General features: G+C 53.9%; 17 protein-coding genes and 1 tRNA gene. 9 read left to right on the top strand and 9 right to left on the bottom strand.

The window, feature by feature from the left end; all coding sequences use genetic code 11:
* The 6 genes from HOJ08_01540 to hemC all read right to left on the bottom strand — a co-directional run.
* Window positions 1–410 (bottom strand): histone (locus tag HOJ08_01540; protein MBT5672120.1); only part of this gene is annotated, 410 nt, incomplete at its 3' end.
* Between the two features lie 294 nt (window positions 411–704).
* Window positions 705–780 (bottom strand) — tRNA-Thr (locus HOJ08_01535).
* A 56-nt stretch (window positions 781–836) separates the two neighbouring features.
* On the bottom strand, window positions 837–2,255 hold the full coding sequence (locus HOJ08_01530; GenBank protein MBT5672119.1) for a heme biosynthesis protein HemY: 1,419 nt from the start codon (window positions 2,253–2,255) through the stop codon (window positions 837–839).
* A 9-nt stretch (window positions 2,256–2,264) separates the two neighbouring features.
* The gene (locus HOJ08_01525; GenBank protein ID MBT5672118.1) at window positions 2,265–3,344 is read right to left on the bottom strand and encodes a hypothetical protein; all 1,080 of its coding nucleotides are present in this window, start codon (window positions 3,342–3,344) and stop codon (window positions 2,265–2,267) included.
* Entirely contained in the window at window positions 3,344–4,126 is a 783-nt protein-coding gene (locus HOJ08_01520) for a uroporphyrinogen-III synthase (GenBank protein MBT5672117.1), read from the bottom strand. Before HOJ08_01520 ends, HOJ08_01525 begins: the two co-directional genes overlap by 1 nt.
* Entirely contained in the window at window positions 4,126–5,082 is a 957-nt protein-coding gene (gene hemC / locus HOJ08_01515; protein ID MBT5672116.1) for a hydroxymethylbilane synthase, read from the bottom strand. Before hemC ends, HOJ08_01520 begins: the two co-directional genes overlap by 1 nt.
* 163 nt (window positions 5,083–5,245) lie before the next feature.
* On the opposite strand from hemC, the gene tsaD reads away from it, so the two are divergent.
* The 8 genes from tsaD to HOJ08_01475 all read left to right on the top strand — a co-directional run bounded on the left by tsaD (window position 5,246) and on the right by HOJ08_01475 (window position 12,233).
* A complete protein-coding gene (tsaD, locus tag HOJ08_01510; protein ID MBT5672115.1) occupies window positions 5,246–6,286 on the top strand; it encodes a tRNA (adenosine(37)-N6)-threonylcarbamoyltransferase complex transferase subunit TsaD in 1,041 nt (346 codons plus the stop codon).
* The gene (locus HOJ08_01505) at window positions 6,276–7,190 is read left to right on the top strand and encodes a DMT family transporter (protein ID MBT5672114.1); all 915 of its coding nucleotides are present in this window, start codon (window positions 6,276–6,278) and stop codon (window positions 7,188–7,190) included. The genes tsaD and HOJ08_01505 overlap by 11 nt, the downstream gene beginning before the upstream one ends.
* Window positions 7,191–7,277: 87 nt before the next feature.
* A complete protein-coding gene (locus HOJ08_01500) occupies window positions 7,278–7,958 on the top strand; it encodes a hypothetical protein (protein MBT5672113.1) in 681 nt (226 codons plus the stop codon).
* Entirely contained in the window at window positions 7,958–8,953 is a 996-nt protein-coding gene (locus tag HOJ08_01495; protein MBT5672112.1) for an NAD(P)-dependent glycerol-3-phosphate dehydrogenase, read from the top strand. Before HOJ08_01500 ends, HOJ08_01495 begins: the two co-directional genes overlap by 1 nt.
* A gap of 67 nt (window positions 8,954–9,020) precedes the next feature.
* The gene (locus HOJ08_01490) at window positions 9,021–9,305 is read left to right on the top strand and encodes a YciI family protein (GenBank protein MBT5672111.1); all 285 of its coding nucleotides are present in this window, start codon (window positions 9,021–9,023) and stop codon (window positions 9,303–9,305) included.
* Between the two features lie 122 nt (window positions 9,306–9,427).
* A complete protein-coding gene (locus tag HOJ08_01485) occupies window positions 9,428–9,835 on the top strand; it encodes a Rieske 2Fe-2S domain-containing protein (protein ID MBT5672110.1) in 408 nt (135 codons plus the stop codon).
* A gap of 179 nt (window positions 9,836–10,014) precedes the next feature.
* Window positions 10,015–11,949: an acetate--CoA ligase gene (gene acs, locus HOJ08_01480; GenBank protein ID MBT5672109.1), complete on the top strand. Its 1,935-nt coding sequence runs from the start codon at window positions 10,015–10,017 to the stop codon at window positions 11,947–11,949.
* 14 nt (window positions 11,950–11,963) lie between these two features.
* A complete protein-coding gene (locus HOJ08_01475; GenBank protein MBT5672108.1) occupies window positions 11,964–12,233 on the top strand; it encodes a hypothetical protein in 270 nt (89 codons plus the stop codon).
* Window positions 12,234–12,246: 13 nt separating this feature from the next.
* Here the strand turns inward: HOJ08_01475 and HOJ08_01470 are convergent, their stop codons facing one another.
* From HOJ08_01470 to HOJ08_01460, 3 genes are all read right to left on the bottom strand, one after another.
* On the bottom strand, window positions 12,247–13,584 hold the full coding sequence (locus tag HOJ08_01470) for a ferredoxin reductase family protein (GenBank protein ID MBT5672107.1): 1,338 nt from the start codon (window positions 13,582–13,584) through the stop codon (window positions 12,247–12,249).
* Between the two features lie 99 nt (window positions 13,585–13,683).
* Complete coding sequence (locus HOJ08_01465; protein MBT5672106.1) at window positions 13,684–14,205, bottom strand: hypothetical protein; 522 nt, start codon at window positions 14,203–14,205, stop codon at window positions 13,684–13,686.
* Between the two features lie 150 nt (window positions 14,206–14,355).
* Window positions 14,356–14,526 (bottom strand): DUF1674 domain-containing protein, encoded by a 171-nt coding sequence (locus HOJ08_01460; GenBank protein ID MBT5672105.1) that lies wholly within the window; start codon window positions 14,524–14,526, stop codon window positions 14,356–14,358.
* 111 nt (window positions 14,527–14,637) lie between these two features.
* Between HOJ08_01460 and htpX the strand changes: the two genes are divergently transcribed.
* Entirely contained in the window at window positions 14,638–15,507 is an 870-nt protein-coding gene (gene htpX, locus HOJ08_01455) for a zinc metalloprotease HtpX (protein MBT5672104.1), read from the top strand.
* The last annotated feature ends 2 nt before the right edge of the window (window positions 15,508–15,509 follow it).

Here is a 15,509-nt window from a genome sequence, read left to right as displayed (position 1 = left end):
GGCCGCTTCTTGGCTGCAACTTTCTTCTTGGCTGCTGGCTTCTTCTTAGCCGCAACTTTTTTCTTCGCTGCGGGCCGCTTCTTGGCTGCAACTTTCTTCTTGGCTGCTGGCTTCTTCTTCGCTGCAACCTTTTTCTTCGCTGCGGGCCTTTTCTTGGCTGCAACCTTCTTCTTCGCTGCAACCTTCTTCTTGGCTGCGGGCTTTTTCTTCGCTGCTACCTTCTTTTTGGCTGCGGGCTTTTTCTTCGCTGCTACCTTCTTTTTGGCGACAACTTTTTTCTTCGCAACAACTTTTTTCTTCGCTGCGGGCCGCTTCTTAGCGACAACTTTTTTTCTAGCGACAACTTTTTTCTTCGCGACAGATTTTTTCTTCGCGGCAGGCTTTTTCTTCGTGGTCGTCTTAGCAGCCATCATCTGACTCCTCTGTAATTCAAAGATCAAGAATTTCCCAAATTTGTGGGCACTAATACTAAACCGTGCTGAGCATTAGTCAGTTAAGGTTAACAAAAAGTAATCGTCAATGAATTTAATTGCACCATTACATCATCAAAAAATCAAATATCGTCATGCGCAAAAAATTTATTTAGAAAATTACGCGTCTATTTTGATGGCCAATTAATTGGCGCCGCCGTTTTTTGCGTGCATCGTTCGTGAAAAAAATTAAGAATTTCTCTGATTTTTATACGCTGGCATGCGAATAAAAAATGGTGCCGCCTGCAGGATTCGAACCTGCGACCCCCGCATTACGAATGCGATGCTCTACCAACTGAGCTAAGGCGGCAACAATTTTGGCACTAACGCGCGCACACTAGCGCGAAATGAATAAGACGGAAATCCCTAATCTTCATCCCCGCCTTTAAAGGACGGTTTCGTTAATTTGATACTATTATCATCCACGCCAATATGAGCACCATCTGTTCCGCTGATATCAGAAATAACCGAAACAGATTCTGGTGTATCCCAATGAAGACAATCAAACGATTGGCATTGCGGACAAGGCGCCGTCCAGGCTACAAACCCTGCCCCACAAGAACTGCAAATCCATCGATGATCCAATGCTGCATCTCCTGCGCGCATCAACCAACGACCGGCCGCATCACGGTCCCCTTTTTCATCTTCTTCGATGCTGGCAAGCAACCGGTATAGGCGCGCTGGTGGGGTGCCAGAATTCAAAAAATGTTTTTCCGCTGCCGCTGCATGCGCGCGCGCTTCATCCCACAAACCAGCATTATGGGCAGCGTTAGCAACGCCAAAATGGCTTTCTGGGTGATCTGGGTTAAGTTTGAGCAACCGTTCCATTAACCGCAGCCGGGCGCGCAAAAGATCATCGCCGTCGCCTTCTGCCAATTTGCCATACGTGCTGGCAATATCTGGATGGGGCTGGGTTTTGAAGGCGCGTTCCAAAATTCTTTTGGCCGAGCGTTTATTGCCCCTATCAATGTCCAGGGTGGCCAACCGCAGCACTGCGGGAACAAATGAAGGCGCGGCGCGACGCGCCCGTTTGGCGAGTTCCCGCGCTTCAACAATAAATTTTCTGTCTTCTGCTTCATGGCTTTGCTGGAGCAAAATTGCCCCACGATGCTGTGCCCCCGTGACACGATCAATCCCGCCGCGACGAACCGCCTGCTTCAGCGCATCTTCGGCTTCCCCCCAAAGTCCCGCCTTAACCGCCAATTCGAACAATGCGGTTTGAACCCATGGGGCATCAGGCTTGATTTCCGCTGCCCGTTCCGCATACGCCAGGGCACGGGCATTATCGCCGCAACGGCCCGCCTGAATTAAAAGGCCGCGCAACCCTAAAAATTCCATATCGGGACGATCAAGCATGGCGTTGAAATATTTTTCGGCGGCCTTTTCATCCCCCTCTAGCTGGGCGGCCTGGGCAGACAACAAAAGCGTCAGCGGCACCGCATCAAGAAGCCTTTCTGCACGCTGTGCTGCACGGTGTGCGCTCAACGCATCCCCTGCTGCAACGGCCACCATCCCACGGGAAAGATACCGCAATCCCTTTTCACGGCGTTTTTCCAAACGCCATTTTTTTAACCGCTGCGGTGCAGACAGGATTGTGGAAACTACACTGTAGATAAGGATGGCACTGATAACGACCGCAATCATGGCGCCCGCCATAAGCCCCACAGAGGTTTCTATCTGCCAGCCCCGAAATTCAAGAACCATCCTGCCCGGATCACCGGCAAACCAGCCCACGGCGGGGATCACAAGGACGGCCAGAATAAGAAACCAGATCACCCGAGACATGGCATTGCCCTATGGCTGCGGTGTTGAAGGCGTTGTTGGATGCTGGGATTTTTTGAGCATCATTAAAGCCCCGCCCAGTTCTTCTGCCAACGATGCCGCGTTAATCCTTGCCCGGGCCGCGGATCGCCACTGATCAAATGCACCACCATCTTTCAGGCTGCTGATATCCACGCTATCGGCCAAATGCAAAGCGCGCGCCAGATCACCAACCGTGCCACCGGGGCCGCTGGGGCCAAAGCGCTGCAAAATGGCATCAAGAGAACCATGAATTCCGGGCGCATCAGAGGGTTTAGCCGTATTTCCGGGCTTTTTTATTTCTCCAATTCGGCGCACGTTCACCATGCCCTTAAGGCGCGCCTTAATCCGCCCCCAAAGCCCGGTAGGGGTGCCCTCAGCCATAGATGCAGCCGGTTTATGAGCCGGTTTTGCGGGTGTCTTTGCCAAATCATCCTTCAATTCGTTTGCTGCCAGTGTGCCAAGGTTTCGCCACAACATCAGGACCCCGGGAATGCCTTTTTCTGCAAACGGCATCAGCGCATCCAGACGCGACACAAAATCTGGCGCAATCACGGTGCGAACCTGTGGTTCAAGGGCCCCAAAGGGGCGTCCCTGATCCAGAGCATAGATAAACGCAAAAAGGATCATGTCAGCATTTGATGTCGCCGAAACCGGAGCGGGCGTTGCAGCGGGCGTTAAAGCGCGCTGTTGGATTGCCGCCAATGCTGTCTCCAGCGCCGCAATGCGGGCATTCAATGCAGGGGAAACAGGTGGCATGACGGCCACAGGTAGCGCAATGGGCGCAGGGGGCGTGACAGGGGGCGAAGTGGCAATCGGGACCACCTGAATACCCGCCAATGCCATCAACGCATGGGCTTTGTCACGGATTGCAGGCACCCCAATCACACCCCCGATCACGACAGCAATAAGGATGAATGCACTGACGAGACCCGCCATAAAACCGAAAGAGGAAGGCGCATTCTTTTCGGCGTCTGTGTTTTTTGCAGAGCGTTTTTTTTGCGCCTGATCCGCTTTTGGGGCCTTGGCTTTTGTCGCCGGCCTACTTTTGCCACCCTCTCCACTTGATGCCATCAGGTTTTTCCTTTTTCCGAAAAACGCTTGATCGTCTCTAACAACGCAGCCTCATTGGGTTCATCGGCCATCCTGATTTCACCCCATGGAAGGCCAGCCGCGCCAACCGCAACCCCCTTGCTTAAGGCCGCAAGGCACATTGACGATGCATTGGAAACAATACCCGCCTGTTTCATGAGACTAACAAATTGACGCCCGGTTCGTGGGGAGAAAATCAACACGGTGCAAATTTCCCCGCCCTTGATCAGGGCCAAGGTGTCATCGGAAAATGTTGTCGCTAAATCGGCCTCATAAAATGTGACCCGCTGAGCTTCAAACCCGGCATCCTCCAGGACACCGGCCAAATCACCGCGGCGGTTGCGCCCGGCCACATGTAAAATGGCGCCCTTTGTCGGATCACAGGTTTCTGTGATCTGGCGCGCAAGATCATCCACATCCCCATCCGCACTTGTCACATGCTTAAACCCCGCCGCACGCGCCGCATGCGCCGTTGCGGCACCAACAGCAAAGACCGGAAGATCAAGGGGGACAGCATATTTCGGTGCATCAGACAAAGCAGCGGGAAAGCCTGAACAGCCAAAGCGAACCAATGCGCGAACCCCATTGGCCGACGTAAAAGCAAATGCCTGAACATTTTCAAAATCAACTTCCACATCATCGAGAAACCGGATTTTAAGCAGGGGTTCCACAACAGGTTCAAACCCCATAGCAGATAGTTTTTCTGCCAACGGCGATGCGTCATCAAGGGGACGCGTCACCAATGCGCGCGGGCGATCTGCCATTACAAATCCTTTAACGACTCAAAAAATGCTGTTCCGGCAAGGGCGCGCAATTCCTGGCCCGCATCACGGCCCATAGCTTCACCATCACCAATATTGCCTGTGCGCATCGCATCAAACCGGGCACCGCCATCGGGGGCAAAGACACGGGCAACAAGTGAAAGCCCGCCCCCATCATCGATCAATGCCAAAGCCGCAATCGGCGTGCGGCAAGAACCATCCAGTTCTGCCAAAAGGGCACGCTCCGCGGCCACAACGGTGCCCGTGGGCACATCATTCAAGGGGCCAAGCAAATCGCGCACCCGGGCGTCATCTTCACGACATTCAATGCCAACCGCCCCCTGGGCAACAGCTGGCAACATGTCATCGGTAGAGAGAATCACACTGGCCGCAGACGCCATGCCCAAACGATTGAGCCCGGCCATTGCCAGCAACGTCGCGTCCGCCTCACCGGCTTCCAGTTTTCTCATGCGGGTGCCAACATTGCCCCGGAAAGAAATAACATCAAGATCAGGGCGCACCGATAGCAATTGTGCGCGCCGCCGAAGCGAAGCCGTGCCCACCCGTGCACCTTGGGGCAAATTTTCAATGGCATTAATCGATGCATCTCGGACCAATAGCGCATCGCGGGGGTCTTCACGGACCAACATGCAAAATATGCCAAGGCCCAAAGGCAGCGCCGTTGGAACATCCTTCATGGAATGGACGGCAATATCAATTTCGCCTGCAAGAAGGGCATCTTCAATTTCTTTGGTGAACAATCCTTTGCCGCCAATATCGGCAAGGGGACGATCCAGAAATTGATCACCCGACGTTTTAATGATGGAAAGATCGACCGCCATACCCGGGTGTGCCGCCATCAAAAGGTCCCGAACCATATTGGCCTGAGCCAATGCCAACGGGCTTCCCCGCGTTCCGATTTTAATGATCCCGTTGAAATTTTCTGCGTTCGTGGCCATGACATCGTGTTTAATCGTCTGAACCACACTGTGCAAGGCAAACTGGACGTTGGCGCGCTTGTAGTGTTGGTCATCGTGACCATGCGGTGTAAGGTGCGCCCCTGAATTGAGGGCTTGTTGGTCGCCCCCTGAACTTTTAAAACCGACGGAACCCACACACACAATGATTATTCTTGGCATTGAATCGAGCTGCGATGAAACCGCCGCCGCCGTGGTGAATGACGCACGCGAAATTCTTTCCAATCGTGTTCTCAGCCAGTTGGAAGAACACGCGCCCTATGGCGGCGTGGTGCCAGAAATTGCAGCGCGTGCCCATCTTGATCATATTGATCGTCTGGTGCGCGAAGCGATCGAAGAATCAGCCATCACTCTGGCCGATATCGATGGCATTGCCGCCACCGGCGGCCCGGGCCTGATTGGTGGCGTCATTGTCGGGGTTATGACCGCCAAAACCCTGGCCCAGGTTCTGGATAAGCCATTGATCAACGTCAACCATCTGGAAGCCCATGCCCTGAGCGTGCGCCTTTGCAGCGATGTCGCCTTTCCGTACCTGCTTTTGCTGGCAACGGGGGGGCACTGCCAATTGGTCAGCGTTGAAGGGGTTGGCCAGTATCATTTACTGGGCACCACCATTGACGATGCCGTCGGAGAAGCCTTTGATAAAACGGCAAAAATGCTGGATCTCCCCTATCCCGGCGGGCCATCGGTTGAGGCGGCAGCAAAATCTGGCAATGGGGCCGCCTTCAAGCTTCCCCGCCCCATGAAAGGCCGGCCTGGGTGCGATTTTTCCTTTTCGGGCCTAAAAACGGCTGTCAGCAGGACCATTGATGCTTTGCCGCCGGGTGCGCTTTCCAACACAGATGTCGCCAACGTGGCCGCATCCTTTCAATGTGCCGTAACCGACATCATGGTAGAGCGCACAAAAGCTGCCCTTGATGTGTTTCGCGCCACCCATCCCGGTGCCCGCAATCTGGTTGTCGCAGGCGGCGTTGCCGCCAATCAAGCATTGCAGGCCGGGCTAGATGATATGGCCACCAGCATCGGCTTTGCCCTTTCAGCGCCGCCCCATGAACTTTGCACCGACAATGGGGCCATGGTGGCTTGGGCTGGCATTGAACGGTTACAATTGGGCCTGACCGATAAACTGGATTTCGCACCACGCCCGCGCTGGCCTTTAGAAGAAGTGCGCAGCAATGTCGTCTGAACCCGGGGTGAAGCCCCCCTTAAATGCCAATATGCGCGGCATATTGTGGGCTTTGCTGGCCATGTGTGCCTTTGCCACCGTTCCCGTTGGCGTGCGCATCCTGACCCCCTACCTGCCATCGACTGAAATTGTTGTTTTGCGCAATCTGATTGCTGTGGCGTTTCTGGTGCCATGGGCGTTAAAGGTCGGCTGGGTTGGTGTAAAGCCCAAACGGGTTGGCCTTCATGTCATGCGGGGCGGATTAAACGGCATGGGCATGATCCTTTGGTTTTGGGGCCTTGGCCTTGTTCCTCTGGCCAATGCCGTTGCCTTGCAATTCACCTTGCCCCTTTTTGCACTGTTGCTTGCGGTCTTGTTTCTGGGCGAACGGGTGGGCATACGCCGCACGACTGCCATGGCCGTTGGCTTTATGGGCGCATTGGTCATCATTCGACCGGGGTTTATCGACGTTAGCTTGGCTACCAGCGCGATTTTGCTATCGGCGGTTTTTTATGCGGCCACCCTGGTGGTGATGAAAACCCAATCGCTCAATGAAAAGCCCATGGTGATTATGTTCTGGTCAAACCTGTTTATTGCCCTGTTTACGCTGCCCCCGGCACTCTTTAACTGGGTATCGGTGCCCATGGAGGCCTGGCCATGGCTGGTGTTTCTCGCACTCGGCGGCTGGCTTGCCCATTATGCATTGACCAAATCCCTGGTAACGGCCGAAACCAAGGTGGTGGCATCACTGGATTTTCTGCGCCTGCCCGTTGTTGCGTTTGTTGCCTATCCCTTGTTTGGAGAATTCCCCGATGCCTTGACCTGGGTGGGGGCCGCCATCATTGCCGCAGCGACAACCTATATTGCCCGCCGTGATGCCGCATTGATTGATGAGGGTGCGAATACAAAAAACAAAGAAAAATAATAAAACTTAAATTTTTTGGCCCCTTGCGTCCAAGGCGGGGGACAGGAACAATACACACATAATTCTTTGAGATAGATAACAGGCGCCATGACCGACAAAACCGAAACCGCAGCCCAACCAGAAGCCGATGGCATAGAAGTCAAAGGCTGCTTTCCAACGCCTGTGATCATTGCCCAGACCCCCATGGATGGGGAAGAAAATTCACGGCTGGCAAAAACCATTTTGGCCCATGAAAAGGAAACCCCCGGTGTTACATTTTCCAATCTATCGGGATGGCAATCGGCCGACGATTTTGATCAATGGGGTGGCAAAGAAGGTATGAAAGTTCTGGGCATTGCCCATTCCATTGCAGATCGCCTGACCGGGGATCGGACCGGAAAACCGGTGAAGGTGAACTGGCGGATCAACGCCTGGGCCAACGTCAATCGCACAGGCCATGCCAACGATTTCCATGCCCACCCGGGGAGTTTTCTATCGGGATGTTATTATGTTGATGACGGTGGCATCGGTGATGACCCAGCCCTTGGCGGGGCCTTCCAGATCATGGACCCACGCGGCGTGATGCCGGCGATGTATTTGCCAGAATTGGCAATATCCCTTGCTGGATGCCAATCCGCCGGAGCGGCAGAAACCATCACGCCAAAGGTGGGTAAAATGATTCTCTTTCCGGCATGGTTAAGCCATGGGGTCAGGCCCTATCTGGGCAAAGGCACACGTATTTCGATCGCCTTTAATTTCTTCATCCCGCCCCAAATGGAATCTAAATAATGGCCAACCACCGTATCAATGTTATCGGCGGTGGTGCCTGGGGCACAGCACTGGCGGCAGTCGGCGCAGAAAATGGCGCCGATGTTTTGATCTGGGCACGGGAACCAGAGACCGTTGAGAGCATCAATAAAACAAGCGAAAATAAATTATACCTTCCGGGCATTGTCTTGCCGGGTGGCATAAAAGCGACCGATGATATTTCCAAAATGGGTGCGGGGGATGCCGTGCTTTTGGTTGCCCCGGCCCAACATATGCGAAGCGTCACAACCGCCCTTGCCCCCCATATAGATGAAGGCGTTCCCGCCGTTATCTGTGCCAAAGGGATTGAGGCTGAGACCAGCATGCTGTTATCAGATGTCGTTCAAATAACCCTGCCGAAAACACCGCTGGCCGTCTTGTCCGGGCCCACCCTTGCCGGAGAAGTCGCGCGCGGAAAGCCCACCGCCGTCACCATTGCCGCCAATGATAGCGCCCTTGGGGAACGGCTTGCTGGTCTGCTTGGATCGAACCGGTTGCGGCCCTATATCAGCCAGGATGTAATTGGTGCCGAAATCGGTGGGGCGGTCAAAAATGTGATTGCTATCGCGTGTGGCATTGTTGCCGGGCTGGACCTTGGTCAAAATGCCAGAAGCGCATTGATCACCCGTGGTCTGGCAGAGATGACGCGTCTTGCTGTCGCCCTTGGCGGTGACGTGCAGACACTCATGGGCTTGTCCGGACTAGGTGATCTGGTCCTGACCTGCACGGCGACCGATTCACGAAATTATTCTTTGGGTCTGGAAATTGGCAAGGGTGGCCGGGCCGCAGATATTTTGTTTTCGCGCCACACCGTCGCCGAAGGGGCCCACACTGCCGGGCCTGTCACCGCGTTGGCCAAACAGCTTTCCATAGACATGCCCATTGCCAATGCGGTGCGCCGGATCATCAACGAAGATGCACAAATCGAGCAAATTATTTCAGAGCTTTTATCACGGCCCTTTAAACACGAAATTTAACTAAACACTAAATTTAACGTGTTGTTTTCTGACAACGCACACCACTGAATTAAGACGGAGATCGAAAATGTATTTTGCCATCATCAACATTGATAAGCCCAAATCTTTGGACCTGCGCATGAGCACCCGCGAAGAACATCTTCAATACCTGCGTGATGCCGGGGATGCGCTTTATATTGCAGGGCCCGTTTTGATGGACGATGGCGAAACCCCCATGGGCAGTCTTGTCATAATTGATGCCGAAAATCTGGATGCCGCAAAAGAATTTTCCAAAAACGATCCCTATGCCAAAGCCGGTCTGTTTATATCCAGCACCGTAACCACGTGGCGCAAAGTTTTTCCAGAATCTTAAACCCCAAACATTTTGCCATTGAAGGCAGCCATTCGGTTTTTCAAAAAACGGTTGTCGAAATTGTCGAGGTGGTGAAGGAACATTATTTCGTCCACATGGTCGATACCAAGGCTTAAAATTTTATGTCTACACAGTTGCCTAGAAATGTGCGCCCAGGGGATGCGCTATGTACCCTTGATGATCTGGAAGACCCCGGCACAAAAGCGTTTAACATTGTTTATGACAATGGCCGTGAGGTTGAAATTTTTGTCGTCCGCAAGGCAGGCCACGCCTATTCCTACGTCAATGACTGCCCCCACCAGCACCTGCCGCTCAATTGGAAAACCGATATTTTCCTGAACCGGCCCAAGACCCATATTTTTTGTGTCATGCATGCGGCGGAATTTATCATTGAAACCGGCGAAATGATCTATGGCCCCATTTGCCCGGGGTGTCATTTGATTCCCGTGACCATTACCATGGTCGAAGGCGAAATCAGCCTGCCCGTTGATGGGCTGCCCGGGCAAACCATTCCCCACGGCCCCCAGTAAATCCCGTATTATTTCTAGGTTTAATCGCGTTTTTTTGCCAAAATTAGTGCCAATCGGCTGATTTTGGCCAAACCTGCGTTCTGGGGGTTGTTTCAAAGGCCCCCATGGATCAATACTTCTATCATCATTCAATCCCCCCAGCCTCAGGGCAAAACGGGGGAAAAGGGGGAGCGGAAACCATGACAGAGGAAATTATTCCTGTACCAAACCGTGTTGCCGAGGCGGCATGGGTGGACGATGCCAAATACAAAGAAATGTACGCACGCTCTATTGCGGACCCGGAAGGGTTTTGGGGCGATGAGGGCAAACGCCTCGATTGGATCACCCCTTATTCCAAAATCAAGGACACAAGCTTTGAGGGCGACGTCAATATTCGCTGGTATTCCGACGGCGAATTAAATGCGTCTGCCAATTGCATTGACCGCCACCTTGAAAGCCGGGGCGATCAAACCGCGATTATCTGGGAAGGGGATAACCCCGATGATGATGCCCATATCACCTACCGGGAACTCCATCGCGAAGTCTGCAAATTTTCCAACGTCCTGAAAGCCCAAGGCGTCAAAAAAGGCGACCGGGTTACCATTTATATGCCCATGATCCCCGAAGCCGCCTATGCCATGCTTGCTTGTACGCGGATTGGGGCCGTGCACTCGGTTGTGTTTGGCGGGTTTTCGCCCGAAGCATTGGCCGGTCGGATTACAGATTGCGAATCCACCTGCATCATCACGGCCGATGAAGGCGTGCGGGGCGGCAAAGCCATCCCGCTTAAAGCCAATACAGATGCCGCCATCGAAAAATGTGACGGCGTTGAAACCTGCGTTGTCATCCGGCGCACCGGGGGCGATATCAACTGGGTTGAGGGTCGCGATGTCTGGTACCACGAAGCAATGGAAGCCGCATCAGAAGATTGTCCGCCTGAAAAGATGAATGCCGAAGACCCGATGTTTATCCTCTACACCTCCGGGTCCACCGGAAAACCCAAGGGCGTGTTGCACACCACCGGTGGCTACATGGTCTATGCGGCCATGACCCACCAATATGTTTTCGATTATCATGACGGCGACATTTATTGGTGCACCGCCGATGTCGGGTGGGTCACGGGACACAGCTATATTGTTTACGGGCCGTTAGCCAATGGAGCCACAACGTTGATGTTCGAAGGGGTGCCTAATTATCCTGATGCATCGCGTTTTTGGCAGGTGGTCGATAAGCACAAGGTCAATATTTTCTATACCGCGCCCACGGCGATCCGTGCCCTGATGCAGGGCGGCGATGAACCGGTTACCAAAACATCGCGCAAAAGCCTGCGGCTGCTTGGCAGTGTCGGAGAACCCATTAATCCCGAAGCCTGGCGGTGGTATTTCGAAGTGGTTGGTAGTGGGCAATGCCCCATCGTTGATACCTGGTGGCAAACCGAAACCGGCGGCATTGCAATCACGCCACTGGCAGGTGCCACGGCGCTTAAACCCGGGTCTGCGACGCGGCCCTTCTTTGGCATCACGCCTGTTTTGTGCCACCAGGATGGGTCTGAAATTATTGGTGAAGGCGTTGGCAACCTGTGCCTTGGCGATTCATGGCCCGGACAGATGCGGTCCCTTTATGGGGATCATGAACGGTTCAAGGAAACTTATTTCAGCCAATTCCCCGGAAAATATTTTTCAGGCGATGGCTGCCGGCGCGACGCAGATGGTTACTACTGGATCACTGGCCGGGTCGATGATGTGCTGAATATTTCAGGCCACCGTTTGGGCACAGCAGAAGTGGAAAGCGCGCTGGTTGCCCATCCATCTGTTTCTGAAGCCGCCGTTGTTGGCTATCCCCACGACATTAAGGGGCAGGGCATTTATTGTTATGTCACCCTGATGGCCGGGGCTGAACCCTCAGACGACCTTCGTGCTGATTTGATCCAAGTTGTGCGAAAAGACATCGGCCCATTTGCCACCCCGGATATGCTGCAATGGGCGCCTGGCCTGCCTAAAACCCGATCAGGGAAAATCATGCGCCGCATCCTGCGCAAAATTGCTGAAAACGATTATGGCAATCTGGGTGACACATCAACGCTGGCTGATCCCGGCGTGGTCGACGACCTGATCAACAACCGACTTAACCGTTAAGGGAATCCCATATCGTGGACGAAAAGCTTGTCATAATTTTATTATCCACCCTGATGCCCGCATTGGCCGGGGGTTACGTTTTGTATTCCAACGGCAAGACCGTTAATTTTGCTGCCGTCGGCGGCACCACCATCTATGTCGCATCGGTGGCGATGACCTTTGGGCTGATGTATGGGGCGAAGCGTCTGAACATGCAGGCCAATGATTTAATTCTGCTGTTGCCCTTTGGGGTCGCCATTCTTTTTTACTGGCTGTTCAAAGGCTCAAGAATGGGCAACCGATAGCGCGGCGCGGCCATCAGACAAAATCAAAATGTTCCACGATGATTTGTTTGCCCGCAACCCCGTGGTCAGACAGATAATCCGTCGCGACGTCCACCATCATTGGCGGCCCACATAACATAAACAGTGTCGATGCATCGGTCACTTCATCAGACAAAAGCCCGTCAAGGGTTTCCCCTGAAAGCTGGCCCGTGGCCCCGGACCAACCAGGCTTTGGTTCCGATAACACCATGTCCACCTTAAGATCCAGCGTGCGCCCAAGGGATTGGAGTTCTTCGGCCATAACAATTTGGGCTTCGGTCCGATTGCCAAATATCAGATGGAATTTTCGCCTGTCCCCTTTGCCTGCCTGATCCCGAAGAATAGAAAGAATGGGGGCCAACCCCACCCCACCGGCAATCATGACAACCCGGCCATCCCGGTGCTGGTCTGCATCGGGCAAAGTAAACGCGCCATGGGGGCCATCCAGCCATGCCCGGGCACCGGGTTTGATGTCGCCGATATGGCTGGTGAAATCCCCCGCTTCCCGGATCAGAAATTCCACCACATCACCGTTATTGGGTGCGGACGATATGGAAAAGGGATGTTCGCCAATTGAAAACGGGGTTTCCCCAACCGTCAGCCATGCGAATTGTCCAGCGCGAAAGGGAAGGGCCCCACCCTTTTCCGGCGCAATGCGCAAAATCCAGCGTGCAGCACCCACTTCCTCAACCGTCCTCACCATATAAGGGTGATGGGTCAGCGACAGGGGACGTAACAGCCAAATGTGCAGCGCAGCAATCGCCGCAACCAATGCCAATATTATCCATACCAAAATTACAGGGTAGCCCGCACCGATGCCGCCCATGGTCCACATATGATGCAACCCGGCCAGAATGATCAGCACGGCGCCGATGCCGTGGCTGAGACGCCACCATTCATAATCAAGTCCGATCCGTCTGCGCCACAGCGCGCCTGCCATGATGACCAAAAGAAGCCCCCAGGCAATCACCCCACTGGCAAACAGCGGAGAAGCCGCCATGTCAATGAATTGACCAAAGGCCCTGGGCGGGTCCGTCCATAACATGTCGCCAAAATATAGAAAGGGGTGCAAAACCAGAAACAGGGTTAGCCACCGCGCGGCCCAATTATGAAACCACATCACCCGGTCTATCCCGACGCAGGCACCGATAAACCGAAACCGGCCCGACAAAAGAAACTGCACCAAAAGCATGGCGAGCCCGGCAATGCCCAGACCCGTCGCCAGCCCGGGCCAGCCCTCAGGCCAGCGCCCCCAAGCAATTCCGGCCCCAATGGGTGCAAGAACCAGAACGCCATAACCAAACACCAAACCGAATGCGGCACGACTGCGCACGGGTGTAAAACAAACGGATGAGCGGTTCTTCATAGGAATAGGTTAGAACGATTTGACCGCGTTATGAAGACCGGGGCGCACAAACATCATTAAGTGCTTTTAATCCCGACACCAATTGCCCCGGCGACGACCATCATATTGACGGCCATGGCCAGCGCGGATCAGCAGGGCTGAAAGATTTTGATGGTCGCCCGTCATGATGCGCGCCACCACCCGGCCCGCATATTTCCCATAATGAATTTGGTGAAGCCGCACGGGGGCATGGCCAATTTTTTCGATCACAAAATCCCGGGCCTTTAAAGCCAGAGATTCTTCCCCCGCGCATTGACCCCTGATTTCCGGGGTATCCACACCGGCAAGCCTGACACGGATTTCGATTTCCTGATCCACCCAAATTCGAGCACGGACCAAAATCGTATCGCCATCGTAAACCCGGATAACCCGCGCCATAACAGGCCCCGCCAACACACCCGGAACCCCGGGCCACGATGATGTCGACGAAAGAGCTGCTTTACTATTGGCCAGACTATTGGAAATCGTTGGCCCAACGCCCCCCATCAGGCTTAAGCACACACAAACAAGGCCAATAAAGATAGCAAACCGCTGAATCCTGTGAATCACGATTTCATCCTCAATCTTTGGAGCCCGAAGGCTCATAAGAAGAAGGGCGGCGCCAAACATTGCGCCCGAGGATTTATCCCCGAATTACCGATGCCCTATAGGCATAAACTCATAGAGCTTAATTAAGAACAAATCAAGTACAACTTGCGTTCAGAAGTCGATACAGCGACCGTTTTTTTCCCAATCCCCGAAACGGGTGGGATCAGGTCTGGGGGCCTCAGCCGCCGCATCCCCGGTTTTCTCTACCGATTCTGGTGCAGGCTTCTTGTTTAAAGCCGCAGTTTCGGGCTTTTCAGGCGTTTTTTTAGTCTTTTCTGTCATGTCCCTACCACATTATGTCTATATGTCCCTTGAATAGCGCCAGCGGGCCATCCAAGTCTAAATCCAAGTAAAGCCCACACCCCTTCATTACACCAAAACAGAGCGTTCTAGATGAGCTTTTTTCGCACAACCATCCTTCTTGCTGCCATCACCGCCCTGTTTCTGGTCGTGGGCTATATGATTGCAGGAGAGGGCGGCGCGCTGATTGCGCTGGCCATTGCATGTGCAATGAACGTGTTTGCCTATTGGAAATCGGACCGCATGGTTTTGTCCATGTATGGCGCGCGGGCCGTGAACGCAAAAACCGCGCCCGGATTTTATGGCATTATCGAACAACTGGCGCGCAAGGCAGATCTGCCCATGCCAAAGGTCTATATTATTGAGACAGACCAGCCCAATGCCTTTGCAACAGGGCGCGATCCAGAACATGCCGCCATTGCCGCCACCTCTGGGTTGATTGAGCGCCTGTCCCATGAGGAAATTGCCGGGGTCATGGCCCACGAACTGGCCCATGTCAAAAACCGCGATACCCTGATCCAGACCATTACGGCCACCCTTGCCGGGGCCATTGGCATGTTGGCGAGTTTTGCTTTTTTCTTTGGCCGGGGCAATCGCGGCCCCCTTGGCCTGATTGGCACCTTGATGGTGGCTATGCTGGCACCGATGGCGGCCATGCTGGTGCAGATGGCCATTTCACGCACTCGCGAATACGCCGCCGACCGCATGGGTGCAGAAATTTGCGGCCACCCCTTATGGCTTGCATCCGCACTGGAACGCATTCATACCATTGCCGCCGGGGTCGATAACCAAAGGGCAGAAGAAAATCCTGCCACGGCCCATCTGTTTATTATCAACCCACTCCATGGCCATATGATGGATGGATTGTTTTCCACCCATCCCGCCACCGAAACCCGGGTGCGCCTACTGCGTGAAATGGCGGGGGCAAAGCCGCCACAAGAAACCGAAACGCCCTGGGATTAAGT

This window comes from Rhodospirillales bacterium, from assembly GCA_018666775.1.
Classification (GTDB): Bacteria; Pseudomonadota; Alphaproteobacteria; order SMXQ01; family SMXQ01; genus JABIXC01.
This window is presented reverse-complemented; position numbering and strand designations above follow the sequence as displayed.

Excerpts from the sequence above, each read along its gene's own strand:
- HOJ08_01530 (MBT5672119.1), bottom strand. The coding sequence starts at position 2,255 with ATGTCTCGGGTGATCTGGTTTCTTATTCTGGCCGTCCTTGTGATCCCC.
- HOJ08_01525 (MBT5672118.1), bottom strand. The coding sequence starts at position 3,344 with ATGGCATCAAGTGGAGAGGGTGGCAAAAGTAGGCCGGCGACAAAAGCC.
- HOJ08_01520 (MBT5672117.1), bottom strand. The coding sequence starts at position 4,126 with ATGGCAGATCGCCCGCGCGCATTGGTGACGCGTCCCCTTGATGACGCA.
- hemC (MBT5672116.1), bottom strand. The coding sequence starts at position 5,082 with ATGGCCACGAACGCAGAAAATTTCAACGGGATCATTAAAATCGGAACG.
- tsaD (MBT5672115.1), top strand. The coding sequence starts at position 5,246 with ATGATTATTCTTGGCATTGAATCGAGCTGCGATGAAACCGCCGCCGCC.
- HOJ08_01505 (MBT5672114.1), top strand. The coding sequence starts at position 6,276 with ATGTCGTCTGAACCCGGGGTGAAGCCCCCCTTAAATGCCAATATGCGC.
- HOJ08_01500 (MBT5672113.1), top strand. The coding sequence starts at position 7,278 with ATGACCGACAAAACCGAAACCGCAGCCCAACCAGAAGCCGATGGCATA.
- HOJ08_01495 (MBT5672112.1), top strand. The coding sequence starts at position 7,958 with ATGGCCAACCACCGTATCAATGTTATCGGCGGTGGTGCCTGGGGCACA.
- HOJ08_01490 (MBT5672111.1), top strand. The coding sequence starts at position 9,021 with ATGTATTTTGCCATCATCAACATTGATAAGCCCAAATCTTTGGACCTG.
- HOJ08_01485 (MBT5672110.1), top strand. The coding sequence starts at position 9,428 with ATGTCTACACAGTTGCCTAGAAATGTGCGCCCAGGGGATGCGCTATGT.
- acs (MBT5672109.1), top strand. The coding sequence starts at position 10,015 with ATGACAGAGGAAATTATTCCTGTACCAAACCGTGTTGCCGAGGCGGCA.
- HOJ08_01460 (MBT5672105.1), bottom strand. The coding sequence starts at position 14,526 with ATGACAGAAAAGACTAAAAAAACGCCTGAAAAGCCCGAAACTGCGGCT.
- htpX (MBT5672104.1), top strand. The coding sequence starts at position 14,638 with ATGAGCTTTTTTCGCACAACCATCCTTCTTGCTGCCATCACCGCCCTG.